The 25,297-nt window shown below is 65.0% G+C and carries 19 protein-coding genes; 4 read left to right on the top strand and 15 right to left on the bottom strand.

Annotated elements, in window-relative coordinates; translation table 11 throughout:
- The coding region (locus tag EO99_RS0120210; RefSeq protein WP_029620399.1) for a dihydrodipicolinate synthase family protein at positions 1 to 293 on the top strand (293 nt) is incomplete at its 5' end.
- A 58-nt stretch (positions 294 to 351) separates the two neighbouring features.
- Here EO99_RS0120210 and EO99_RS0120215 read toward each other — a convergent pair.
- From EO99_RS0120215 to EO99_RS25960, 3 genes are all read right to left on the bottom strand, one after another.
- Positions 352 to 1,158: a transglutaminase-like domain-containing protein gene (locus EO99_RS0120215; protein ID WP_029620400.1), complete on the bottom strand. Its 807-nt coding sequence runs from the start codon at positions 1,156 to 1,158 to the stop codon at positions 352 to 354.
- 75 nt (positions 1,159 to 1,233) lie between these two features.
- Positions 1,234 to 2,130, bottom strand: coding sequence for a transglutaminase family protein (locus EO99_RS0120220; RefSeq protein WP_029620401.1), 897 nt, complete (start codon positions 2,128 to 2,130; stop codon positions 1,234 to 1,236).
- A 180-nt stretch (positions 2,131 to 2,310) separates the two neighbouring features.
- Positions 2,311 to 2,586, bottom strand: a complete 276-nt coding sequence (locus EO99_RS25960; RefSeq protein ID WP_037112594.1) for a DUF982 domain-containing protein — start codon at positions 2,584 to 2,586, stop codon at positions 2,311 to 2,313.
- 229 nt (positions 2,587 to 2,815) lie between these two features.
- Here EO99_RS25960 and EO99_RS0120230 point away from each other — a divergent pair, with 229 nt between their 5' ends.
- Positions 2,816 to 6,145 (top strand): DEAD/DEAH box helicase, encoded by a 3,330-nt coding sequence (locus EO99_RS0120230; RefSeq protein ID WP_051679991.1) that lies wholly within the window; start codon positions 2,816 to 2,818, stop codon positions 6,143 to 6,145.
- Positions 6,146 to 6,239: 94 nt separating this feature from the next.
- Positions 6,240 to 6,650, top strand: a complete 411-nt coding sequence (locus tag EO99_RS0120235; protein WP_029620403.1) for a hypothetical protein — start codon at positions 6,240 to 6,242, stop codon at positions 6,648 to 6,650.
- A 44-nt stretch (positions 6,651 to 6,694) separates the two neighbouring features.
- Here the strand turns inward: EO99_RS0120235 and EO99_RS0120240 are convergent, their stop codons facing one another.
- The 11 genes from EO99_RS0120240 to EO99_RS0120290 all read right to left on the bottom strand — a co-directional run bounded on the left by EO99_RS0120240 (position 6,695) and on the right by EO99_RS0120290 (position 18,869).
- A complete protein-coding gene (locus EO99_RS0120240) occupies positions 6,695 to 7,381 on the bottom strand; it encodes a phosphoribosyltransferase (protein WP_029620404.1) in 687 nt (228 codons plus the stop codon).
- Positions 7,382 to 7,403: 22 nt separating this feature from the next.
- Positions 7,404 to 9,167, bottom strand: a complete 1,764-nt coding sequence (locus tag EO99_RS0120245; RefSeq protein ID WP_235776888.1) for an adenine deaminase — start codon at positions 9,165 to 9,167, stop codon at positions 7,404 to 7,406.
- An 8-nt stretch (positions 9,168 to 9,175) separates the two neighbouring features.
- Positions 9,176 to 10,099 (bottom strand): nucleoside hydrolase, encoded by a 924-nt coding sequence (locus EO99_RS0120250; protein ID WP_029620406.1) that lies wholly within the window; start codon positions 10,097 to 10,099, stop codon positions 9,176 to 9,178.
- 4 nt (positions 10,100 to 10,103) lie between these two features.
- Complete coding sequence (locus EO99_RS0120255) at positions 10,104 to 11,132, bottom strand: ABC transporter ATP-binding protein (protein WP_029620407.1); 1,029 nt, start codon at positions 11,130 to 11,132, stop codon at positions 10,104 to 10,106.
- On the bottom strand, positions 11,125 to 11,904 hold the full coding sequence (locus EO99_RS0120260; RefSeq protein WP_029620408.1) for an ABC transporter permease: 780 nt from the start codon (positions 11,902 to 11,904) through the stop codon (positions 11,125 to 11,127). The genes EO99_RS0120255 and EO99_RS0120260 overlap by 8 nt, the downstream gene beginning before the upstream one ends.
- Complete coding sequence (locus EO99_RS0120265) at positions 11,901 to 12,728, bottom strand: ABC transporter permease (protein WP_029620409.1); 828 nt, start codon at positions 12,726 to 12,728, stop codon at positions 11,901 to 11,903. Before EO99_RS0120265 ends, EO99_RS0120260 begins: the two co-directional genes overlap by 4 nt.
- A gap of 112 nt (positions 12,729 to 12,840) precedes the next feature.
- Positions 12,841 to 13,863: an ABC transporter substrate-binding protein gene (locus EO99_RS0120270; RefSeq protein WP_029620410.1), complete on the bottom strand. Its 1,023-nt coding sequence runs from the start codon at positions 13,861 to 13,863 to the stop codon at positions 12,841 to 12,843.
- Positions 13,860 to 14,885 carry a LacI family DNA-binding transcriptional regulator gene (locus tag EO99_RS0120275; protein ID WP_029620411.1) on the bottom strand — a complete coding sequence of 342 codons (1,026 nt, stop codon included), beginning with the start codon at positions 14,883 to 14,885 and terminating at the stop codon, positions 13,860 to 13,862. The genes EO99_RS0120270 and EO99_RS0120275 overlap by 4 nt, the downstream gene beginning before the upstream one ends.
- A 195-nt stretch (positions 14,886 to 15,080) precedes the next feature.
- Entirely contained in the window at positions 15,081 to 17,327 is a 2,247-nt protein-coding gene (locus EO99_RS0120280) for a xanthine dehydrogenase family protein molybdopterin-binding subunit (RefSeq protein ID WP_029620412.1), read from the bottom strand.
- Complete coding sequence (locus tag EO99_RS0120285; protein WP_029620413.1) at positions 17,317 to 18,375, bottom strand: FAD binding domain-containing protein; 1,059 nt, start codon at positions 18,373 to 18,375, stop codon at positions 17,317 to 17,319. The genes EO99_RS0120280 and EO99_RS0120285 overlap by 11 nt, the downstream gene beginning before the upstream one ends.
- Entirely contained in the window at positions 18,372 to 18,869 is a 498-nt protein-coding gene (locus EO99_RS0120290) for a (2Fe-2S)-binding protein (RefSeq protein ID WP_029620414.1), read from the bottom strand. Before EO99_RS0120290 ends, EO99_RS0120285 begins: the two co-directional genes overlap by 4 nt.
- A gap of 186 nt (positions 18,870 to 19,055) precedes the next feature.
- On the opposite strand from EO99_RS0120290, the gene EO99_RS0120295 reads away from it, so the two are divergent.
- The gene (locus EO99_RS0120295) at positions 19,056 to 19,640 is read left to right on the top strand and encodes a TetR/AcrR family transcriptional regulator (protein ID WP_029620415.1); all 585 of its coding nucleotides are present in this window, start codon (positions 19,056 to 19,058) and stop codon (positions 19,638 to 19,640) included.
- Positions 19,641 to 19,661: 21 nt separating this feature from the next.
- Here EO99_RS0120295 and EO99_RS0120300 read toward each other — a convergent pair whose 3' ends face one another.
- Positions 19,662 to 24,965: a beta strand repeat-containing protein gene (locus EO99_RS0120300; protein ID WP_029620416.1), complete on the bottom strand. Its 5,304-nt coding sequence runs from the start codon at positions 24,963 to 24,965 to the stop codon at positions 19,662 to 19,664.
- Positions 24,966 to 25,297: the final 332 nt, after the last annotated feature.

Genomic DNA, 25,297 nt, shown 5'->3' on the forward strand with positions numbered 1-25,297 from the left:
GCGCCATGACCGGCTACGGCTTCCCGGACATGCTGGTGGAGCTGGTCGATCTCTTTGCGCAGGGGAGCCGCGAGGAGGCGCACGATCTCTTCGACGCTCATCTGCCGCTGATCCGCTACGAGCAGCAGCTCGGCATTGGTCTTGCGGTGCGCAAGCACGTGCTGATGCGGCGCGGCGTGATTGCCTCGGACGCGCAGCGCAAGCCGGGCATGGCATTGTCTGCGACGGCGCGGGCGGAGGTGGATTATCTGTTGGAGCGGCTCGGCCGGCGCGACAAGCGCGCGGCGGTCTGAATAGGGATGCGGGCGGCTTTCTTGCCGCCCGCTGCACCTCGTGCTTTGACAATCTGCCTTAAGCGATCTCGTCCGTCGTCACCACGAACTCGCGCAGCAGGGCCGGGCCAAAGGCGGTGGAAAGGGCGACGTCTGTGGCGTCCCTCCCTGTCGCCATCAGGATGCGGCCGATGCGGGGCTTGTTGTGCCGAGCGTCGACGGTGTGCCACGCGCCACCCAGGTAGACCTGGAACCAGGCGCTGAAATCCATAGGATTTGTATCCTTGGGCACGCCGATATCGCCGAGGTAGCCTGTGCAATAGCGGGCGGGGATGTTCATGCAGCGGCAGAGGGTGATCGCCAGATGGGCGTAATCCCGGCAGACGCCGGTGCGATCGTTAAACCCGCCGAACGCCGTACGCGTCGCATCCGCCTTCATGTAGTCGAAGGCGATCTGGTTGTGGGCGAAGTCCAGAATGGCTTTCACTCGCGGCCAGCCCAATGGGGTGGATGAAAACGTCTGCCAGGCAAAATCGGCGAGCTTGTCCGTATCGCAATAGCGGCTGCCCAGCAGATAGACCAGAATCTCGTCCGGCAGGTCGTTGATCGGATGCTGTATGGCATCAACCGGCATCGGATCCGGCAGGCCGTCGTCCTCGATCTCGAACTCCGTCGAGATCGTGATCAGCCCCGCCGGTGCGACGATCCGGCAGCAGTCATTGCCGAACCCGTCGACATAGTCGCGTGCCTCGACCGGAGGGTCGAATTGCAGCACCTGTTCCGTGAGAAGATCGCCCTGGCGGGACGGGTGGATGCCGAGGACCAGCAGCATCGGCGTGTCGAACTGGCATTCATAGCCTATGCGAAAGCCCGCACGGATCTTCATCAACTGTCACCTCGTGAATAGAGTAGGATAAAGATACCCGTTCAGCTGCAACGTGCAAGCTAGCCCGCGGTTCCGTCAGCCATGGAGAAGGTCGGCACCCTCGTTGGTCGTCACATTGACCTGGACGTGCATGCTGTCAAAGTCGGATGCGTCGCCGTTATAACTCCCGGAGAGCGGCACTGCCTGGCTTGGGTCGCGCGCCACACCGACGCGGATCAGGTCGCGGTTGCCGACGATGCCATTGGTGGGGTCGAATTCCACCCAGCCGGCGCCGGGCAAATAGACCTGACACCAGGCATGGGTCGAACCGCCGCCGAGGGTGATCGAGCCGTCGCGATCCGGAACATAGATATAGCCCGTGACGAAGCGTGCCACGAGGCCCAGCGAACGCACCGCTTCCATCATCAGCAGCGCAAAGTCCCGGCAGGTCCCTCGGCGGAGCGCCAGTGTTTCCAGCGGCGCCTGCGTGCCGTGCTCCGAACGCCGTGCGTAGGTGAAGCTTTCGTGGATGGCGTTGCAGAGGGTCATGAGAAGATGCCCGGTTTCGGTCGGCTGGCCGATGCGGGTAAACCGCCTTGCCCATTTTCCGACCTCGTCGTCCGGATCGGGATAGTGCCGCTGCATGGTCCTTTGCAGATCGAAGGCTTCTTCGGGATCATAGGCGAAGGGGAAGGTGCGCGCTTCGTCGTCGATCTGGAAATCCACCGCGACCTGCGGCGTGTGATCCAGTGAAATATTGGTCTCGAAGCGCAGTTCGCGGGCAGATCCGGAGACGGTCACCAGGGCGATGCAGTTGCCGAAGACGTCGTGGATCCACCGGACATGATCAGGCCTCGGCCGGACATCCAGGTGTGCGCTGAGAAGCCTCTGGTCGAAACTGTCGCGCGGCCGGAAAAGCAGCCGGTGCAAGCCGAACTCGACCGGCCTCCTGTAGCGATAGGAGGTGACGTGCCGGACGGAAAATATCGTCATCCAATGATCCGAGTGACAGTGAGAGTGTTTGTCCGCCCCGAGGAAGGATCCCTCCGCCGGGTTGTGGAAAGATCAACGGTATAACAGGCGCGACCGTCGTGTGACAGGGTAAAAGGCACGCGGGCAAATGTCCGCAGCGTTTGCCGCTTCGCTGTGTCCGGCTCTTGCGGCAGCATTGCCTCACTCGCTGCGGACGAGACACCCCGCATCCTCGCAGGCCAGGATGAATGCCCTGCGTGCATCCCCGGCAGAGACGGTTCCGGACATCGCTCCCATCGCCGCGCGCCGTGCCTTGGCAAAAGCAACCCCGCGCGCGCCGGGCCATTTGTTCGTCAGGAAATCGAAGCCACTTGCAGGTCCATCCACCGTCACAAGCGTTGTGTTGCGCGCAACTGCCGTGACGGCGGGGTCCCAAGTCGTCTCGAAGTTCACGCGAAGCATATCGTCACCGGTCATTCCGCATTCCCATCTGTTTGCCCCATCTGTCTGAGAGGCGCCGAACAGGGCAGCTGGTGTATTGTTCCGCTCGGTCGGCCGCCTCGCACGTTCGGTGCGCCTTTTTTAGAGAGAGCTGATCGCGCAGTCGGGTGGCCGTCCAGGAACCTTTCTCCTCCCCGGAAATTAGTGCTGCCGACGTATCGAGTGGGGCCGATGATCGAACCTGCTGTTCTTGTACGAGGTATTCTTGCCAGCAGGTTCTTCACAACGCAGTCAGCCCCATCCTGAAGCCGATCTTGCGAACCACATCCTCGTCGCCCCGGCATCTCTGGTCGCCTCGCGGCTGCTCCAGATGGTCGGCGAGGGTGCCAAGCCACCGGTCTTCGTTGCACGATCGGAATCGTCTGCACTTGCCGTCTGGACGGCGCTCACGGCAATTGCAAAAGATCTCAAGGTGGTCCTCTTCCGCCCGTGGGACTGCCTTCCCTACGACCGGATATCGCCGTCGCGCGAGGTGATGGGTTTGCGCATGGACGCCCTGCGCGTCTGGCTTGACGGTGAGACAGACAACCGGATCCTGGTGACGTCACTCGATGCTCTGCTTCAGCGTGTCCCGCCGGCAGACGTCATCCATGAGGCTTCCTACGAATTGGAAACAGGAGCGTTCTTCGACCGACCGAGGTTTGAAGCCTTCACGGCCAGAACCGGCTATCTGGTCGATTCCGTGGTCGACGAGCCCGGTGAAGTCGCGCTGCGCGAGGATTTCGTCGAGATTTACCCGGCCGGCGGTGACCTGCCGATGCGGATCGTGCTCGACGAAGACGGCACCATCGACGAGCTCCGGTTCTACGACCCGACGACACAGCGGACGATCGAGACGGTGGCAAGAATGGTCTTCGGCCCGGCCTCGGAGCTGATCCTGAAGGACGCGGAGGCGGCGGCGCCGGGAGACGATCTGGCGATGGAGCAACGGCTGCGTCGTCACTACGAACACCTGCATCCCGTGCTCGACATTCTGCCGCCGGGGCCTGTGATCCTGGCGCAGGAAGTCGCGGACCGCCTCGACGTCTATCTCGACATCATTGCCGAGGCGAAGTCAGCCCAGAGCATGCTCGCCGGCATCAACAACGGCGGCGGTTCGCTCTATCTTTCCAATTCAGAATGGAGCAAGTCCCTCCGTCGGCATCAGACGCGCGACCTCTCACTGCCGGCGGATGCGGGCCTGCCAGACTTCGGCGGGCCGCAAACGCGAGCGGCTGCCGCGGGTGGCTTCGCGGCGGATCAGCTGAAGCAGAAGCGCCGTGTCCTGGTGACCGGTCAGCATCGGCGCCTGCGGCGCTGGCTGCAGCGGCTGGAGGAGCGCCTTTCGCTGAAGGCCATGCAGGTCGGCGACTGGCATGAGGTTAGCGGCGCCAAACCCGGACGCCTGCTGACCGGCCCGTTCGCATTGGAAAAGGGCTTCCTGGACCAGGAAAATGATCTGGTGGTGATCGCTGCCGCCGAGATTTTCGGCCTTGATCAGAGACCGGGCACTGCTGCCGTGTCGGCGCCGCTTCTTGCGGAGCCGGAGCTTCAGATTGGCGATGTCGTCGTTCATCAGGATCACGGCGTCGGGATCCTGCATGCCCTGGAAGTCGTTGAAGTGGAGGGAGTGCCGTCGGACGCTGCGCGTCTGGAGTATCACGGCGGTTCTTCGATACTGGTCCCGATGCACGACTTCGGTCTCCTGTGGCGCTACGGTTCCGCCCCGGAGGCCATTACCCTCGACAGGCTCCATACGGATGCCTGGGGAAAGAAACGTGCCTCCGTGTTCCGCGAGATCCAGACGTCGGCGCGACAACTCGTCAGTTATGCCAAGGAGAGGGAGGCACAAGAGGCGCCAAGGCTTCTGCCCGACAGGGTGCGCTTCAGTCGTTTCGTCTCGCGTTTCCCCTATGCGGAAACCGTGGATCAAACGGCAGCCATACAGGCTGTTCTCGACGACCTGACGTCCGGACGGCGGATGAACCGGCTGATCTGCGGCGATGTCGGGTTCGGAAAGACCGAGGTGGCCCTGCGGGCCGCCGCGGCAGCTGCAATCGCCGGCGCCCAGGTGGCGGTCCTGGCGCCGACCACGGTGCTTGCCAAACAGCACTTCCTGAGCTTCGAGCGTCGGTTCCAGAACACGGGCATCAAGGTGTCCCTGCTGTCTCGGCTGCTTGCGCTTTCCGATGCAAAGGCGGTCAAGGCCGAGATGGCGAAGGGGGAGAGCCAGATCGTCATCGGCACCTCGGCGCTTTTGTCGAAGGATGCCACATTCGACAACCTCGGGCTTCTGATCATCGACGAGGAGCACAAGTTCGGTGCCCGGGACAAGGCAAAGATGCGCTCGCTCGCCCCGGTCCTCCATGTTCTGGCGATGAGCGCGACGCCCATTCCCCGCACCCTGCAGCAGGCACTGGTGGGTATCCAGGACGTCAGCCTCTTGAACACGCCGCCGGCCAGGCGGAGGCCGGTGCGCACCTTCCTCACTCCCTATGATCCGGCTGCGATGCGCACCGCGCTGCTGCGAGAGCGGCGGCGCGGGGGGCAGTCCTTCGTCGTGGTGCCACGGATCGAGGATATCGAGCCGGTGCGGCGCGAACTGGAGTCGGTCGTGCCCGAGCTTTCGCTGAAGGTGGCGCACGGCAAGATGCCTGCCGCCGAGGTGGACGACATCATGGTGGGATTTGCGGATGGCGATGGCGACGTCCTGCTCTCCACCAACATCATCGAGAGCGGGCTCGACGTGCCCCGCGCCAACACGATCTTCATCTGGAACGCGGATCGCTTCGGTCTTGCCCAGCTTCATCAGCTTCGGGGCCGGGTCGGGCGCAGCCGTGCGCAGGGCATTGCCTACCTGCTGACGACGGCGGATGCGGAGCTCGCCGAGCAGACGAAGGCGCGGCTGTCGGCTCTCGTCGCGAACGACCGGCTGGGCGCAGGCCTCGCTCTCAGCCAGCACGACCTCGATCTGCGCGGAACCGGCGATCTGCTGGGTGACGACCAGGCGGGCCATGTGAAGGTCATCGGCACGAGCCTTTACCAGCGAATGCTGGCTGCTGCCGTGGAGGGGCGAGGGCCGAAGCGTATCGATCTCTTCGAAAGCCCCGACATCAGCATCGGCATCGACGGCCGCCTGCCGGAGGACTACGTTCCAGATCCGGCCGTGCGAATGAATCTCTATTCGAGGCTGCTCAAGCTCACGGATGCGGCTGGTCTCGATGATCTCGCAGAAGAGCTCGACGATCGGTTCGGAGAAATACCGCCGGACGTCGAGATCCTGCTGCGCATGGCGCGTGTGACGAGGGCTGCGCAGCAGTTGCGTATCCGGCGCGTCCAGGGAGGGCCGGCAGCGCTTGCCTTCAGCTTTGCCGGCAAGCCTCCGGCCAAGCTGCTTTCCACCCTGCGGAAGCATGGACCGGTCGAGACCAAAGATGGCCGCGAGCTGCTGGCGGTGGCAACCGAAAATGGCCTGCAGCGTCTGGAACTCCTGGAGCAGATATTCGGCCTGGCGCACGGCCAGCGCGAGCGATGCAAAGCGGCTGCATCCGGCTGACGGATCTGCATGTGTCAGCATCACCGCATTGAAGTAGTCTGGAGCCTGGAACGCGCGCTTCCCTTGGCCGTTTTAGCTGCAGGAGGAGACAGCCATGCTGCAATCGCTACTGGTCGAAATTTTCGGTGCCATACCGCCATCACAGGGTGAGACGGTTGCCGACGTCGTGCCGCACAAGAATGCCCTTGTCCTGTTTGAGGACAACCTCGCTCCCGTCCGCCGCTGGCAGACGGAGCTGCTCAAGCTCGACAGCGACGCCCTGAGGGCGATGGAGATCGCGGTCGTCTGCCTTCCGTCCGACAACGAACCGGCCTTGGTGAATGGCCATCCGCAATCTCTGCCGGTCCAGAAAATCCGGCAGGAGCTCCAGTGGGGAACCGGCAAGTTCGAGGCGGTGCTGGTCAGCAAGGCCGGAGACATCATCCTGCGGTCCGACGCTCCCCTGACGATCCGGCAGATCCAGGAGGCCCTGGGCGTAGCGCCGCAATCGCCGGAGCCCGAATAAGGTCGGGTGGCGCCATTCGCGGGGGGCTAATCAGCGGAGCTGGGTTATTCTTCTTCCGCAATCCAGTCTCCGTCCAGGGTTTTCACCAGCAAGGGTGTGGAGAAGACGCCGGCCACCTTGCTGGATGCAGAGGCGAACTCTTCCTGCAGACGAGGGCGCCAACGCTCCGTCTGGATCATCGCCACCCCCAGCGCCATGGGGGCAAGGCCGCAGGAGGACAGGAGGCGCAGGCCAGCCAGCATGGAGCTTCCGCTGGAGATCACGTCATCGATGAGCGCAATGCGGCGGCCCTCCAGAAGCGGCAGCATGCGCGGATCGATGTAGAGCCGCTTGATCTGGTCCGGGGTGGTGATCGAGGACATCGGGACGGAGAGATCATCGAGGTACCAGAACTTGCGCGAGGTGCCGAGGGCGACGAAGCGGCTGTGGCCGAGTTCGCGTGCCACCGCACTGGCGAGCGTCAGTCCGAGGGTGGGAAGACCGACGACAATCTCCGGATCGGAAGCGCGAAGCCTCTCCGCCAGGGCCTTCGCCAGGGCGTCCTGCACCGCGAAGCTCGCCTGGTTGATGATCAGCGAGGCCAGTGCATGCCGGCCGTCGGAGAGCGGCCGGATCGGCAGCTTGATCTGGCGCTCGTCTGGCAGGGTGGCGGGGAAGAAGCCCGAATGGCTGGCGCCGCCTGGAAAGCTCGCGGGCGGATGGAGATCCTGCCAGAAATCATGCGGCTGCATCTGTTGGTTCCTTCCGCCGGGGCTATGTGAGAACCGGGCTTTCCATCAGGATTCCTGTCGTGACATCGGCGATGCCGCGATCTGTCTGATGCGGGCCGGCGTTGCAGGCAAGCGTCGCGCCGAAGCAGGCCTTGAAGATCAGATAGGGCGGCTGCCAGTCGACTATGCCATCCATTGCCGCTCGCAATGTCGAGAAGCCGTCGGCGACCTCGGCGAGCGGCGCCTCGGAGACGAGGCCCGAAAGCGGCAGGGGCAGGAGGACATCGACCTTGCCGTTCGATGCGACAGCCATGCCGCCGCCGGCGGCGATCACGGCATTGGCCGCGACGGTCATGTCCTCGACGTTGCCGCCGAAGACCGTGAGGTTATGGCTGTCGTGCGATACGGTGGTGGCAAAGGCTCCCCGCCATGCGCCCCATCCCCGGAGGAAGCCGACACGCGGGTGGGTGTCGGCGCGGCCGTGGCGATGCGCGACGGCGATCATGGTGGTGTCCGCGGGCGGAACGACGAAGCCATTCTCGACATCGGCCTCTGTCTCGCCCCAGCGGGTGAAGCGCGGCTGGTCGATCGTGGCGATGCGCACCTTCGTCCCTGTCGCCCTGACCTTGAAGTCGTCCGACTGTAGCGGCGCGAGCTTCATCGAACCCGTGAGAGCAGTGCTGTCGGTGGGCTGTAGGATACTGGACATCGCGCCGCCTGTGGCAACGGTCTCGCCATTGACGATGACCTGCAGGGCCTCCAGGTCCACCAGATCCGCAAACAGCACGAGGTCGGCGCGGCGACCGGGCGCGATGAGGCCGAGATCGTCGCGGCCAAGGCGCCGTGCCGCGTTCAGCGTTGCCGCCTGCAGCGCCCGTTCCGCCTTCATTCCATAGCGCACCAGCCTGCGGATCACGTCGTCCAGACCGCCGGAGGAAAAGAGATCATCCGGGAAGACGTCGTCGGTGCAGAGCGTCACGGTCTGCGGCAGATGGCCGAGGGTGTTCAGGGCCTCGACGAATTCGGGCAGCAGGTGGTCGTGCGACCCCCGCAGCTCGATCGTCAGGCCCGCCCTCAACTTCCCGATCAGGTCGTCGGCGGAGACGAGTTCATGGTCGGAGGTGATGCCGGCTGCCATAAAGGCGGCAAGGTCGGCGCCGGCGAGGCTGCGGGCATGGCCGCAGATCAGCTTGCCCGAGGCGAGACCCGCCTGGACGATGGCGCTCATCCGCGGGTCGCGGTCGATGACGCCGCGCATGTTCATGACCTCGGCGATGCCGCCGACTTCCGGCCAGCGCAGCATCTCGGCCACGGCCTCGGCATCGAAATCGGCGCCGTTCAGTTCCAGTCCGGGAGCCGAGGGCACGCAGGACGGGGCCAGGAGGATTATCCGGAGCGGCAGGGATCTTGCCGCCTCCGCGGCATAGCGGACGCCGTCGAGACCGTGGACATTGCCGAATTCATGCGGATCCCAGACGATGGTGGTCACGCCCCGCGGCAGTATGGCCCCGGCGTAGGTCGCCGGCGTCACCATCGAGCTCTCGATGTGCATATGAGTGTCGATCAGGCCGGGGCTGACGAAGGCGCCGGCCGCATCGATAATATCGGCCGCGTCGGAGCGGGTGCCGCGTTCATGGACGCTGGCAATCAGCGGACCGACCAGGCCGATGTCGGCGGGGCGCTGCTCACCGGTGACCATGTCGACGACGGTGCCGTTGATGATGAGCCGGTCGAACGCCGCCGCACCGCGTGCCGCAGCCACCGCGCGGCCACGCAATTCCGGATCATTGATGTCTGTATTATTCAAATCCAAGTTCATCTGGCGGCCTCGGAACGTAGAGCCTCAAGGATGAGCGCACGCAGTTCATCCACATCGCCACGGGCGGCGAAGCTTCCGTTGAAGGCTGCATGCGTCTCGCGCGTCTCGACCACCGTGCGCCCGCGGGTGAGGTGGCCAGCGCATTCCATCTCGATACTGGCCGGCTGGAATTCCACGAGGTCCTCCCTCGCGAAGGCTGCGGCGGCGACCGCATCATAGAGCGCCATGGCCGGACGACCACGGCTCGTGGCAATGGCAATGAAGCCGTCCAGCATATCGGCGATCAGCCCGGCATTGCGGCCGCCGGCCGCACGAACCGGCAGAACGTCTTCCGGCGCGGCGAGGACCTGGCGGCAGAAGTCGAGGTCGACCATGCGCAGGGGAAGGCCATGTGCCAGGACGATCGCGACGGCTTCCGGATCGGCATAGGCATTGAACTCGGCCGATGCGGTATGGTTTCCGCGCGTCAGGCCGCCGCCCATCCAGACCAGATCATCGATGCGGCGCGCCAGTTCCGGTCGTGCCAGCACGAGTGCTGCAAGATTGGTGAGCGGGCCGAGCGCCAGGATGCGGCGTGGCGACGGTGCCGTCCAGAGCCAGCGGCAGAGGGCGCTGAAGGCGTCGTCCTGAACGCGATCTTCCGCCTGCGGCAGTGTTTGGCCGGTCGTCGGAATGCCCGTATTGCCGAGGATGGCCTGGGCGGTTTCGAGGCCGCCCATGACCGGACAGTCGCGGCCCGCATAGATCGGCATGCTCCAGCCGAAGGCATGGGCCGCACCGGCGGCATTGGCGCGCACCTGATCGAGCGGTGCATTGCCGAAAACCAGCGACACCCCGTCAACCGCCAGGCCCGCGTGCTGCACGACCATCAGCGCGGCGATATCGTCGAAGCCCATGTCGGTATCGATCCAGACGGACATGGCGTCATCCGAACCGGTGAAGAGGGGCTGCCGCGGATATCGGCATGTCGAAGGCGACCTCGGCGTTCAGCGGATAGGCCGGAAGGCTTACGTCGGCTTCCGCCTTGACGCTGCCGAAGCCGCTTTCCAGCAGATATTCCCGCGTGCCGCCGGCAAAGGAGACGCCGCGAACGGTGCCGGTGAAGGGGCCGGTCCCCAGAGAGACCGCCCGGGGCCGCCAGGCGAGGCCGGCGGCGTCCGGAAGCGGGCCGGCGGGATCAAGCTCGATGCCGCCTGCTGCGACAAGCTTACCATTGCGGATCGCAAAGAGGTTCTCGAAGCCGACGAAGTCGGCGACGAAGCTCGAGACCGGATTGTTGTAGATCTCCTCCGGCGTGCCGATCTGCTCGATGGCGCCGTCGCGCATCACGACAATCCGGTCGGCGAGCGCTAGCGCCTCGACCTGATCGTGGGTGACGAAGATCATCGTTACCCCTGTCTCCTTCTGCATGCGCTGCAGTTCCGTGCGCATTTCCAGCCGCAGCCGGGCGTCGAGGTTGGAGAGCGGCTCGTCGAGCATCAGCACCTTCGGCTGCATGACCATGGAACGCGCCAGCGCGACACGCTGCTGCTGGCCGCCCGAAAGGTCCGGCGTCTTTCTTCCGGAGAAAGCGGTGAGGCCGACCGACTTCAGGCCTGCATCGACCCGCCGCGTCAGCTCGTCGCCACCGATCCCTTGGAGCTTCAGCCCGAAGGCGACGTTTTCGAACACCGTCAGGTGCGGGAAAAGGGCATAGGACTGGAAGACGAGACCGATGTTGCGCCGGTTGGCAGGCACGCGGGTGATGTCCGTGCCGTCAAGAGTGATGCGGCCCGACACCGGGGTCATAAGGCCGGCGATGGCCCGCATGGTCGTCGTCTTGCCGCAGCCGGAGGGGCCGAGCAGGGCAAGCAGTTCGCCCTTGCGGATGTCGAGGTCGAGATCCTTGACGGCGACCGTCTTGCCATAGGCGAGGGACAGCTTGTCGAGGGAGAGGAAGGAAGCGTCAGACATAGCGGGAAAAGCCTAGGAAGCGTTCGGCGGCAAAGACGATGCCGATTGAAAGGAAGGCGAGGAGCGCCGAGAGAGCCGCGACCGAGGGATCGAAGACGATCTCCATGTAGCCCAGCATGTCGATCGGCAGGGTGCGCACGCCCGGTCCGGAGAGGAAGAGCGAGACGGGCACCTGGTTGAAGCTCGTCACGAAACCCAGGATGAAGGCGGCCAGGATGCCGCCGCGGATATTGGGCAGCACCACGCGGAAGAAGGCGCCGAGACGCGAGGAGCCCAGAAGAACGGCTGCCTCCTCCATGTCGGAGCGAAGATTGGCGAGGCTCGCAGAGACGACGCGCACGGCATAGGGCAGGACCAGCGCCGTATGAGCGAGGAAGAGCGCCAGCGTGATCGACAGGCCGACCGGGATCACGAAGTAGCGCAGCAGCGCCAGGCCGACGATGATCCCCGGGACGATGATCGGCGTCGACACCAGGAAGCGCACGGTTTCCGACAGCGGCAGCTTGTAGCGCGACATTGCATAGGAAGCAGGGATGCCGAGCAGCAGGGCCGTCAGGGTGCCACCGATGGCCAGGAACATGGAGACGGCAAAGCTCTGCCGGAAGCTCTCGACGGTGAAGACCTTGGCGATCCACTTCAGCGAGAAACCCTGCGGCGGGAAGGCCAGCGTATCGCCGGCGGAGAAGGAGGCCGCGACGATGATGAAGAACGGGCCGATCAGGAAGATCATCACCAGCAGGAGAATGATGGGGGCATATAGTCTTTGGGTCATGTCCTGTTCCTCGCGGTCGCGATCCGCTTCAGGAGAATGTTTGCGGCAAAGCTCATGACGATCAGGATGAAGGCGATGACGCTGGCCGACACGAAGTTGTTGGCGACCGTCACCTGCTGGTAGAGCAGTGTCTCGAGCATCAGGACCTTGGAGCCGCCGAGGATGGCGGGCGTGATATAGGCAGTCATCGAGCCGGTGAAGACGAGCGTGCCGCCGACGACGAGGCCTTCGCGCGTCAGAGGCAGGATGACCTTCCAGAACACCTGAAACCAGTTGGCGCCGAGGACGCGGGCCGCAGGCACCGCATCGCGGGGAAGGTTTTCAAGGGCGCTGATCAGCGAGATGACCATCAGCGGCAGGAAGAGCTGGAGCAGTCCGATGAAGACCGCCGTCTCGGTGAAGAGGATCCGGAACGGTTCGTCGGTCAGGCCGACGGTCATCAGCGCCTGGTTGACGATGCCGGTGCGGCCGAGGATGACGATCCAGGCGTAGGTGCGGGCCACCGGCGAGATCATCAGCGGCAGCACGACGAGGCCGATCATCTTGCCCTTGGCGCCAGGAGGGAGGGAGACGATGGCATAGGCCGTCGCATAACCGATCACGGCGGCTGCGAGTGTCACCAGTGCGCCGAGCTTCAGGGTGCGCAGGAAGACCGTCCGGTTCAGCGGCTGCGAGAAGAAGTCGACATAGGCCGAGAGCGTCCACTGATCGGCGGACTTGAAGCCCTCCGACAGGAGCAGGACGACCGGCACCACGAAGACGAGGGCTGCGAATACGGCGGCTGGCAGCGCAAGGGCCAGAGCCTCCGTCCGATTTTGAAACATTTATCTTCAACCCTCGAATGAGTTCAAGTCGGGCGCAGCCCGGACCGAAATCCGCAGGCTGCGCCCTTCGCCTTGGGAGGCATGGGTTCAGACGTCGAAGACGTCCTTGTCGTTACTGGCCGACCTTGGCATTCCATTCCGAAAGCCAGGCGTCGCGGTTGTCGAGCGCCACGTCGGACGGGATGAGCTTCAGGCTTTTCGCCGTCTCTTCGCCGTAGGTGATGTTGCCGGCGACTTCATCCGACACCACAACTTCAGAGTTGGCCGGGCTGTCCACGAGCGCTTCGGCAAGCTTGGTCTGCACTTCGGTGGACAGCCAGAAATCCATGAACTCATGCGCCAGGTCCTGGTTCTTCGAGCCCTTGGCGAGGATCATGACATTCATGCCGCCGGTCTGGCCTTCCTTCGGCGTCGCCCAGCCGATCGGCAGGTCGAGCTTGGTGAAGGGCGCCCAGGAGAAGCGGCCGATGGGGGCTGCCCAGATTTCCTCCTGCTGCATCAGCTGCACCAGCTGGGACGACTTGACGTAGAAAGTAACGATCTCGTCCTTCTTCTCGCCGACGGCCTGGATGGCGGCCTTCAGGTCCGGTGTGTCGGCGCCGAGCGCCTGACCGAGCATGTAGAGTGCCGGAGGGCCCTGGTTGGTGGTGACGTTCGGGAAGGCGACGTGAGACACGACATCGTCCTTGAGGAGATCGGCCCAGGACTCGATCTTAACCTTGTCGGTGCGGTAGGCGATGGAGGTGGCGTAGAAGGTGTAGCCGACGCTCATGCCGTCGTCGTTCGGATCCTTGGCGATGTCGTAGAGCTTGTCGTAGTTGGAGAGCTTCGAGGTGTCGATCGTCTCCGTGAGGTCCGAGCGAGCCGCCGACAGCGCGTCGGCCATGGAGACGACGGCCATGTCGATGACGGGGTTGGCCTTGTTGGCTTCCATCTTCGCCAGACGCTCGACACTGTTGCCGGTCTCGACGACGAGCTTGCAACCGCACTGGGCCTCGAAGGGATCGTAGACGATCTCCTTGAACTCGTCCTGGGCGAATGCATAGACGGAGATCGTCAGCGTCTTGTCCTGCGCCTGCGCAGAACCGGCGGCCAGGGCGAGCGCGGCAGCGGATAGGTAGAATAGCTTGTTCATGCGGGTTCTCCTGCTGGGGTTTTTTCTGGATGCGTCGGTGCTGTCAGCACGCCGGTGGTCTGGCGCGCCACCAGCGTCATCGGCACACTGGTCGTTTCGGCCGACACGACGCCTCTGGTGGCGTCGGCAGCCGTATCGGCCTCGATGGCGCAGAGCAGCGCGTCGATGGCGATGCGGGCAATGGTCGCAACGTCCATCCGGACGCTGGTGAGGGCCGGCGTGATCATCGCCGACCAGGCAAGATCGTCGAAGCCGGCAACGCTGGCGCGGCCTGGAACGGAGATGCCGGCATTCTGCAGCTCCGTCAGGGCGCGCAGGGCATGAAGGTCGGAGACGGCTGCAAAGGCGGTGGCGCCCCTCTCGACCTTCTCCGCCAGGCGCAGGGGACTTGCCTTGCCATGGGCCTGTTCGTGCTGCTCGATCCAGAGGATCTCGGCCTTGCCACCGGCAGGCACCCGGGATTTCATACCGCCGATGCGGTCGTTCTGGACGTTCGAGGCAGGGTTGTTGCCGATCAGGACGAAGCTGCGATGCCCCAGTGCCGCCAGATGCTCCATCACCAGCTGCCCGCCCTGCCAATGATCGGCGGAGACGGTGCTGTTGGGCGTGGATGGGCTGTCGATGACAGCGAGCGGCCGGCCGATGTCGACGATGCGGGTGCCGAGCCGTGGAATGATGACGATTCCGTCCACGTCGCGCTCGATGAGCCGGTTGATCGCTTCCGTCTGCATCGCGACGCTGCCGCGGGAGTCGGCGATCAGCACGCCGTAGCCGGAGGCACTTGCGGCATATTCGATCGCCTGGGCGATCTGCGGGAAAAGAGGGTTGGAAATGTCCGGCAGCACCAGACCGAGCACCCGGGTGTGCCCCGTGCGGAGCGCGCGGGCGGCGGAGCTCGGGACATAGCCCAGCTCGTCCGCCTTCGCCCGGATCCGGTCAATCAGTTCTGCCGAGATGCGACCCTTGCCGGCCAGCGCATTCGATACCGTCGCCGCCGATACGTTGAGCGCGGTTGCGATCATGGTGAGCGTCGGGCCGGGGCGAGGATTGGCCAAGGGATTGCTGCTTGATGGTGATTAATCGTTTAATCAAGCTAGCGGACAATCCTGCACGAGTCCAGCAGAAAGCCTTGGGGAGATCTCGCCCCTTCCACCTCTGTCGTCGACGGGGTGGAAATGGCCGACGGATGACGGTCCGCCGGCCATTCCAGAGCGAGCTCAGCCGATGATGTCTTCAAGCCGGACCGGGAACTTCCGCACCCGAACACCCGTGGCGTGCCAGATGGCATTGGCAATCGCCCCGACCGTCCCGGTGATGCCGATCTCGCCGACACCCTTGACGCCGATGGCATTCACGAAGGGATCGTTCTCCGGGATGAGGATCGCCTCCAGCGACGGAATGTCCGCATTGATGGGCACATGGTACTCGGCCAGATCCGCGTTCATGATCCGGCCGGTTCGGCGGTCGATGATCGTCTCCTCGTGCAGGGCGAAGGAGACGCCCCAAATCATGCCGCCGAAATACTGGCTTTCGACGAGCCGCGGATTGATGATCCGGCCCGCGGCAAAGGCTCCGACCAGCCGCGTCACGCGGATCTGCCCGAGATCCGGATCGACCTTCACCTCGGCGAAGACGGCGCCGTGCGAGAACATGGCGTGCGCTTCTGCTGCCGCCGGATCGCGGGAGGCCTTGGCCGTTCCGACGATCTCCCGCCGGCCTGCCCGGGCCAGAATCTCCGCATAGCTTTCGCTGCGCGTCTCGTCGTCCCGCCGGTAGAGCCTTCCGGCCCGTGCTTCCACCCCGATGTTGCCGGCCCCGAAAAGTGGCGAGGCCGGATCATTGGTGGCAAGCTCCGAAAGCTGGGCAATGGCGTCCTTGCCGGCGTTGTTGAGCGCCAGCCCGGCGCTTGCCGTGTGGCCGGAGCCACCGGCGATCCCACCGTCCGGAAGCGTGGAAATCCCCGAGTGAAGCTCGACCTGTTCCGGATCGAGGCCAAGCGCTTCCGCCGCGATCTGCGCCAGCGCCGTCCAGGCGCCTTGGCCCATGTCGGCGCCGGCCGTCTCCACCAGGGCCGTACCGTCGGCTCGGAGCGTGGCGCGCGCTTCCGCCGGGAAGTGCGGGCAGGGGAAGAGGGCGGTGCCCATGCCCCAGCCGACCAGGAAACCGTTCTTGTCACGCATCTGGCGGCAGGCGAGAGGCCGGCCGGCCCAGCCGAAACGCTTCGCGCCCTCGGCATAGCATTCGCGCAGCGCCTTGGAAGAGAAAGGCCTTCCGCTGCCCGGCTCGGTCACGGCATAGTTGTGCAGGCGGAAATCCAGCGGGTCCATTCCGCAGGCGTCCGCCGCCTCGTCGATGGCGACTTCCAGTGCTGCCGATCCGGATGCCTCGCCCGGTGCCCGCATGGGGCCGGGCGTGCCGGTATCGAGCCGGATGCCCTCGTGTTCCGACAGCAGTGCCGGGCTGGCGTAGAGATGCGTCGAGGCGTTCGCGGCCGGCTCCAGAAAGTCATCGAAAGAAGATGTCGCGGAGATCGACTTGTGGTGAAGCGCCGTCAGGTGTCCGTCCTTGTCCAGGCCGATGCGCAGCTTCTGCCAGGTGGCGCCGCGATGGCCGACGGGTCCGTACATCTGGGCCCGGCTGAGGACGAGCTTGACCGGCTGCTTCAATGTCCGCGCCGCCAGGATCGCCAGGATCTGCGGCCCGTTGATGATAGCCTTCGACCCGAAGCCGCCACCCAGGAAGGGCGAGCGGATCGTGACGTTCTCCGGCGGGATGCCGAAATAGGTGGCGTAGGACGCGCAGCTCATCGCCAGCGCCTGGTTGGGCATGTCGAGCATCACATGGTCGCCGTCCCATTCGGCGACGACGGCATGGGGTTCCATGGCGTTGTGGTATTGCGCCGGGGTGACGTAGTCCCGCTCCAGAACCTGAGCCGCATTTGCAAGCCCGGCTTCGACATCGCCGAAGGTGGCCTTTGGTGGGCCGCCGACACCGACGGCGGGGGGATCGAAGCGAAGGCCATCATCAATGCCGGTCCGGGGGGCATCGGCCTCGTACTGCGGGTTGAGCAATGCAGCGCCTTCGGTTGCCGCTTCGAGCGTTTCGGCAATGACCAGCGCAATCGGCTGGTTGGCGTAGCGGACGGTACTGTCCTGCAGCACCTCGATGCGGAAACCGAAGGGCGGCATCTTTTCGTCCGGATCATGGGCGAGCGGCGGCCGGCTGGCCGGCGTCATGACCTCGACCACGCCGGGATGGGCCTTGGCGGCCTCGACGTCGAGCGAGGTCACCCGGCCGCGGGCGATCCTGCTGACGGCCGTCACGGCATAGAGCATGCCGTCCGGATGATTGTCGGCGGCGTAGGTGGCGCGGCCGGTGACCTTGAGCACGCCGTCGCGGCGCGTCAGCGGCTGGCCGGCATTGGAGCCGTAGCGGGCATTCGTGGATGGTGCATCAAGCGACATGGCTCGCTCCCGGCGTTGTTGAGAAGGGCGAGGCGGGGAGGGCAGGCATGACCTCCGGCGTCCCCTCGGCTGCAAGGATCAGCGCCCGCACGGCGATGCGGCGCGCCAGTTCGATCTTGAAGGCATTGTCGCCCGAGGGTCTTGCGTCGGCGAGCGCGATCCCGGCGGCCCGGGTGAAGGCCTCAAGCGTCGGCTCGGCCCCTGCCAGCGAGGCTTCCGCCTCTCGTGCGCGCCATGGCTTGGCGGCAATGGCGCCGAGCGCGAGACGGGCACTGCTGATGACGCCGTCGTTGATTTCCAGGGCTGCCGCCGCCGAGACCACGGCAAAGGCATAGGACGTGCGTTCGCGCAGTTTCAGATAGCGGGCGTTGGCGGCAAACCGTGTCGCCTCCGCCGGGAGCCGAAGCGCAACGATCAGCTCTGCGGGTGCGAGTGCAGTTTCCTGCTCCGGTGTATCGCCCGGCAGTCTGTGGAAATCCTCGAGCGGGATCTCGCGTTTCCCCTGAGGCCCCTCCAGTTCGACCACGGCGTCGAGCGCGGTCAGGGGCACGCAGAAATCGGATGGGTGCGTGGCGATACAGTGCTCGCTCCAGCCGACAACGGCGTGGAGACGGTTCTCGCCGTGGAGTGCGTCGCAGCCGGAGCCTGGGACGCGGCGGTTGCAGGCGCTGGCGGTGTCCTGGAAATAGGCGCAGCGGGTGCGCTGCATCAGGTTGCCGCCGACGGTGGCTGCATTGCGCAACTGCGCCGAGGCGCCCGAGAGCAGAGCCTCGGCGACAGCCGGAAAGGTCCTGGCAAAACGTGGATCGTAAGCGAGGTCGGAGTTGCGCACCATGGCGCCGATTCGGACGCCTCCGTCCGGCTGCCACTCGATCCGGTCGAGGCCGGGCAGCCTGGTGATGTCGATCAGACGCACGGGCCGCGATACCCCTATCTTCATCAGATCGAGAAGGTTTGTGCCGGCGGCGAGATAGGCCGAGCCCGGCTCGGCAGCGGCGGCCACGGCCTCGGAAATGTTTCGAGGAGCGATGAAATCGAAGCGGTTCATGCGGCATTCCTCCCCTTTTTATCGGACATAACCTTCTGCGCCTCCAGGACCGCTTCGGTGATCCCCTGGTAGGCGCCGCATCGACAGATGTTTCCGCTCATGAGTTCGCGGACACGCTCCGGATCGCCGCTGGCGTGGCCTTCCTTGATCAGGCCGATCGCGCTCATGATCTGGCCGGGCGTGCAGTAGCCGCACTGGAAGCCGTCCGCCTCGATGAAGGCTGCCTGGACCGGGTGGAGGGCGTCGCCATCGGCCAGGCCCTCGATCGTCTGGACGTCGGCGCCATCGAGGCTGGCGGCAAGCGAGAGACAGGAATTGATGCGCCGTCCATCGACGAGCACGGTACAGGCACCGCACTGGCCCCGGTCGCAGCCTTTCTTCGTGCCCGTCAGGTCAAGCCGCTCGCGCAGGAGGTCGAGCAGCGTCACACGCGGGTCGTCGAGCGCAATTGTGCGCGGCTGACCGTTGATGGTGAGGCTGATGGAGAGTGACATGTGATACTCCATTCAGTGATTGTGTTGTAAGGATCAGGCGCCGGTGGCCCCGGCGGGGAAATGCGCGGGCCGAAAGCAGGGTCTGGCCGCCGCTTTCACCGATCGGCGTATTCTTCGCGGCTCGGCTGTGTTATTTATACGGAGGGTGCCTCCGTTTAGCAAGAGGCAATATTCAGCTTAAGTCAGATGGAACAAGAACACGGGAAAGCAACACGGCGGGTGCGCGCCGACTCGATCCGGAACCGCGAGCGCCTTCTGGAGGCGGCAACGGAGATTTTCAGCGCCGGCGGCACCCAGGCCAGCCTGGAAGCCGTGGCCCGCAAGGCCGGGCTCGGCATCGGCACGCTCTACCGGCATTTCCCGACGCGCGAGGCTCTGTTCGAGGCGGTCTATCGCCATGAGGTCGATCTTCTCGGAGAGCTTGCAGAGCAGCTTGCCCTCAACAACGAGCCCGTCGAGGCGCTGAAGAAGTGGCTCCAGGCGAATGTCAGGCTGGTGGCCACCAAGAAGGGGATGATCGAGGCGCTGCAACTGGCGACGGTCGGCTCATCGGAGCTCAAGGTCTACTCCTATGACCGCATGATCAATGCGGTCAGACTGCTGCTCGATCGTGCGGTGAAGGCCGGCGAGATCCGCGGCGATGTCCCGCCCGAAGACCTGCTTCGGACGCTCGTGGGCATCTATTATTCGCCGGGTTCGGGCGATTGGCAGCCGGTGGCCCTGCGGATGGTCGACGTCTTCGTCGACGGCTTGCGCCTGCGCCAAGGTTAGCCGTTCAGCCGAAATCGACGCTCAATATCCCTCGTAGGCCGACACGACGGCTGCGATCTGGGCGGCGTTCATCGCCTCCATCTGCGGGACCGTGATGGCCTGGAGCTGACTTCTCGACAGGCCGGTGATGTCGTCCGTCGACAGGCCGGCGATGCCCGTGGCGCTGATCGAGGCGATATCCTCCAGAGAGAAGACCGCCAGATCGTCGGCGTTGAGGGCTGCGATCTGGGCAGAGCTCATGCCGGCCACCTGGGAGGGTGTGAAGGCCTCGATCTGGGCCGTCGACATGCTGCTGATCTGCGCCGTCGTCAGGCCGATGATCGCCTTGCCGCTGATGGCGGTGATCTGCTCGGTGGTGAAGGCCGCGATGCTGCTCGTACCGAGGGCGGCCAGCTGGATCGCATTAAGGGCCCCGATCTGACCGGAAGTCAGCGCGCCGATCTGCGCCGGGTTCATGGCCCGAACCTGACCGAAACCGAGGGCCGCGATCTGGGTGGTCGTCAGGGCAGCGGTGTCTTCCGAGCTCAGGGTGCCGATGGTGGTGGTGGAAAGGCCCGCCAGCGCCGCGGTGCCGATTGCGGCGATCTCGCTGCTGGAGAAGGCAGCCAGATCCTCGGCAGAGAGAGCGCCCACCTGGGTCGAGTTCAGCGCGGCAATCTGTGCCGCGGAGAGAGCTTCGACCTGGGTGGTGGACAGGGCATCGATCTGCGCCGTCGTCAGGCCGGCGATTGCGCCGTTGCTGAGCGCCGCGATCTGGTCCGTGGTGAGTGCTGTGATTGCAGAGGTGGGCAGGGCCGAGAGGCCTGAGGAACTGAAGGCGCCGATCTGGCTCGTCGTCAAGGCCGCAATCTGCTGCGTTCCCAGACCCTGAAGTTGTTCCGATGTCAGCGCGGCGACCTGACCTGTGGTCAGAGCCCCAAGCTGCGCGGTGGTCAATCCGCTCACGTTGGCGGGCGACAGACCTGGAATGGCTGCCGCGGTGATGGCTGCGATATCGGCTGTCGAGAAGGTCGAGAATGCTGCCGTGCTCAAGGCGGAAAGCTGCGTGGAGCTGAGATTGGCAACCTGGGAAGGGGTGAGGGCCTCGATCTGCGCCGAGGACAGGGCGCCGATCTGTGCGGTCGTCAGCCCCGATACCGTCTTCCCGGCCAATGCGGCGATCTGCTCGGTCGACAGGGCGGCGAGGTTGGCAGCCGGGAGACCGGAAATCGCGGAAGAACTCAACGCAGCGATGTCTTCGGTGGAGAGACTGGCCAAGACGACCGGCGTCAGTGCCGCGACCTGGGTGGAGCTGAGGCCGGCAACCTGCGCCGTCGTGAAAGCATCCACCTGCGCGGTCGACAAAGCCTCCACCTGGGCGGTGGTCAGTCCTGCCACGGCCTTGGGGTTGAGGCTGGCAATCTGGTCCGTCGTCAGGGCGGCCAGCGTGGAGGTCGACAGGCCGGAGATCGCGGTCGAGCTCAGGGCGCCGATCTGTGTGCTCGTGAAGCTGACGATCTGCGTCAGGGTGAGGGCCTGGATCTGGCTCGACGTCAGCGCCGCCACCTGGCTCGATGTCAGGGCGGCAAGCTGCTCGGAACTCAGCATGCCGATGCTTGCACTGGAGAGGCCCGCGATCGCGGCCGTTCCGATCGCGGCAATATCGGCGGTCGAGAAGGTCGCGATGTCCGCGGACGACAGGGCGCCCACCTGCGTGGAGCTCATGGTTGCCACAAGACCCGGTGTCAGCGCCTCCGCCTGTTCCGTATTCAGGGCATCGATCTGTGCCGAGCTCAGGCCGGGAATGGCCTTGGTCGTCAGTGCCGCAATCTGCTCGGTCGAGAGGCTGGCGACGGCGTTGGTCGACAGCGCGGCCACTTGCGCCGAGCCGAGGGCGGCCACCTGCGTGGTGCTCAGGGCCGCCAGCTGGTCGGTCGTCAGCGCGGCCATCTGGGCGGTGGTCAGGGCGGCAACCTGGGTCGGCTTCAGAGCCTCGACCTGTTCATTGCTGAAGGCGGCCACGCTTTCGGTGGGCAGCCCGCTGATCGCCGAGGAGGACAGGGCGGCGATGTCTTCAATCGAGAAAGTGGCGAGATCGGCAGTGGTCAGGGCGGCCACCTGGGCCGAACTGAGACCCGCGACCTGCGTCGAGGTCAGAGCCTCGACCTGATCGGTCGAGAGAGCCTCCATCTGGTCGACGGTCAGCCCTGTGATGGCCTTGCCGCTCAGCGCTGCAATCTGATCGGTCGAAAGAGCTGCGATGGTCTCGGAGGCGAGCGCCGCCACCTGCGCGGCGGTCAAGGCACCGATCTGGGTGGAGCCAAGGGCCGAGAGCTGGGATGTGGTCAAGGCCGCGAGTTGGCCCGTCTTCAGCGAGGCGATCTGGGCACTGGTCAGTGCTGCCACCTGGTCTTCGCTCAAGGCCGCAATGCTGTCGCTCGACAATCCGGCGACGGCTGCTGCATTGATCGCGGCCAGACGCTCGGGCGAGAGGCTCGTCAGCGCGGTGGTGCTGAAGGCGGAGATCTGGGCGGAGCTCAGGCTGCCAATCTGGGATGAGGTCAGGCCGTCGATCTGCGCGGTCGAGAGGCCCTGGATCTGGGTCGACGACAGGGCGCCGATCGCCTTGGTATTCAATCCGGCAATCTGCTCGGGAGACAGGGCAGCGATCTGTGCGGTGGAGAGCCCCGAGATGGCGGCCCAGTTGAACGTGCCGATCTGGGCCGGGGTCAAGGTTGACAGCTGCTCGCTGGTTAGGGCGGCGAGCTGGCCGGTCTTCAATGCCGAAATTTGCGTCGCCTTCAGCGCCGCCACCTGCTCGGCGCTCAATGCTGCCAGACCTTCGCTGGAGAGGCTGGAAATGGCCGACGCGCTGATTGCCGCGATGTCGGACGTCGAGAAGGTGGCGATATCCGCAGAGGACAGGGCCGCGATCTGCGCCGCGCTCATGGCCGCCACCATGACAGATGTGAGGGCTTCGGCCTGATCCGTCGTCAACGCCGCCACCTGGGCCGTCGTCAGGCCGGAAACGGCCTTGGTGCTGAGGGCTGCAATCTGCTCGGTCGACAGCAGCGGGATGCTGTCGGTGGAGAGAGCCTTGAGCTGGACGGCTGACAGGGCTGCAACCTGGGACGTCGTCAGCGCCGCAAGCTGCTCGCTCGTCAGCGCAGCGACCTGCGCCGTCTTCAGGGCCGCGATCTGGCTCGCCTTCAGCGCCGAGATCTGGTCGGCGGTGAGGGCTGCGATACCGGTGCTCGACAGGCCGCTGAGTGCCGAAGCGCTGAGTGCAGCCACATCCTCGGCCGAGAAGGTCGCCAGTCCCGCCGGGCCGAGTGCCGCCAGCTGTGACGAGGTGAGGTAGGCTACCTGCGACACTGTCAAGGCCTCGGCCTGCTCACTGCTGAGCCCGGCAATCTGGGCCGTGGTCAGTCCGGAAATGGCCTTGGCGTTCAGAGCGGCCGTCTGGTCGAGGTTGAGGGCGCTGACTGCCGCGACGGACAGAGCCTTGACCTGCGTGGCGTTGAGGGCACCGATCTGGGCGCTGTCGAACGCTGCGATCTGATTGGTGGTCAGAGCTGCAACCTGTGCCGTCTTCATGGCGGCAATCTGATTTGTCCGCAGCGAGGCGATCTGCTCGGCGCTCAAGGTCGCGACATTGGCGGCGGTGAGCGCCGAGAGGGCGGCCGGGCTGAGCGCCGGGATATCTGCGATCGAGAAGGTAGCCAATGCTTCGGGGCTCAAGGCGGCGACCTGGCGGGACGTGAGGCTTCCCACCTGGGAAGAGCTCAAGGCCTCAACCTGCGTGGTGGACAGGGCGGCGATCTGAGCGGGGGAGAGAAGGGCTATTGCCTTGCCGGTGAGGCTCGACACCTGCTCGAGCGAGAGTGCCGCCATGCTGGAGGTCGACAGGCCCGCAACTGCGGCTGGACTGATGGCGCCGATCTGCGAGGTCGTGAGGGCGGCAAGCTGATCGGTCGTGAGAGCGGCAAGCTGCTTCGACTTCAGGGCTGCGACCTGGGTGACCTTCAGTGCGGCCACCTGGTCCGAGCCCAAGGCGGCGATGCTGCCGCTGGAAAGGCCGGCGATGGCGAGGGCGCTGATCGCGGCAATGTCTGCGGTGGAGAAGGTGGCGATGTCTTCGGACGAGAGCGCAGCAATCTGCGTGGAGCTCATGGCACCGACGAGTGCCGAAGTGAGCGCTTCCGCCTGATTGGTGGTGAAGGTGGCGATCTGCGACGCCGTCAGGCCGGAGATCGCCTTGGCGTTGATGGCGGCGATCTGGCTCGTCGACAGCGACTGAATGCTGGCCGATGACAGTCCCCTGATCTGGAGCGCCGTCAGCGCCCCGATCTGCGTGGTGCTCAGGCTTGCGATCTGGTCCGTCGAAAGAGCCGCGATCTGCGTACTCTTCATGCCGGCGACCTGGGAGGTCTTCAGTGCCGCCAGTTGCTCCGTGGTCAGGGCCGCTACGGAGGCAGTGGACAGGCCGGAGATGGCTGGCGAGGTGATGGCCGCAATGTCGGCCGTGGAGAAGGTCGCAATGTCTGCGGACGACAGGGCGCCGATCTGCTGGGCGTTCATGGCGCCGATATGGGCCGGGGTCAGTGCTTCCGCCTGGCTGGTGGAAAAGGCCGCGACCTGTGTCGTTGTCAATCCCGGGATGGCCTTGGCACTCAAAGCCGCGATCTGGCTTGTCGACAATGCCGCGACGCTGGCGGTGGTCAGGGCCCTCAGTTGCGTGGAGCTCAAGGCGCCGATCTGGGAGGTGGTGAGGCCCGATATCTGATCGCTCGTCAGTGCGGCGATCTGCGTCGTCTTCAAGGCGGCAACCTGTGTCGGCGTCAGTGCCGCCAGTTGCTCCGAGCTCAGCGCCATGACGCTGCCGCGTGAAAGGCCGGCGATGGCCGAGGAGCTGATGGCGGCAATGTCGGCCGTCGAGAAGGTGGCAATTTCGTCGGTCGTCAAGGTCGACAGCTGCGAGGCGTTCAGCGCCGCGACCTGCGCCGGGGTCAGGGCTTCGATCTGGAAGGAGTCAAGTCCGCCGATCTGCCTTGCGCTCAAGGCGCCGACCTGATTGGCAGCCAGGGCTTCGATCTTCTGGGTGGTGAAGGCCGCCAGCTGGTCCAGCGTCAGTCCGACCATGGCGGGCGCCGAAATGGCCCGCAACTGCGAGGTGGAGAAGGCGTCGAGGTCTTCCATTTCCAGTGCCGCAATCTGGGCGGCGGAGAGGGCACCGATCTGCGCCGTGGACAGCGCGTTGATGTCCTCCGTCGTCCAGGCCTTGATCTCCCAGGATTTCAGAGCCTTGATCTGGCTGATGCCGAGGGAAGGAACGGTGGAAGTCATGAACGAAGCCCCTTGATGTAATCCATCATCCAAATCAGCCTGTCGCAATGCGAGGGCGGCATAGCGATCTTCACCGCTTCTGTACCCTTCGCATGCCACGGGCAGCAGCAGAACCGCCGCTTGCCATACGCGCACCCGTGAGCGTTTATCGACAGGCAGGCTTGCTCCAACCTGTCGCGAGAGGCGAGGTTCATGTCACGGGACGAGGCTGACGAAACGCGCGGTCCGCTTGGCTGCGATATTGACAGGTACTGTATACAGACCCTAGGCTGTGGGCGAGGAGAGGCATTTTTCTGGCGGACCGGGAGGCCGCGGCCAAACGATATGCTTAC

Source organism: Pseudorhizobium marinum, from assembly GCF_000705355.1.
Taxonomy (GTDB): Bacteria; Pseudomonadota; Alphaproteobacteria; order Rhizobiales; family Rhizobiaceae; genus Neorhizobium; species Neorhizobium pelagicum.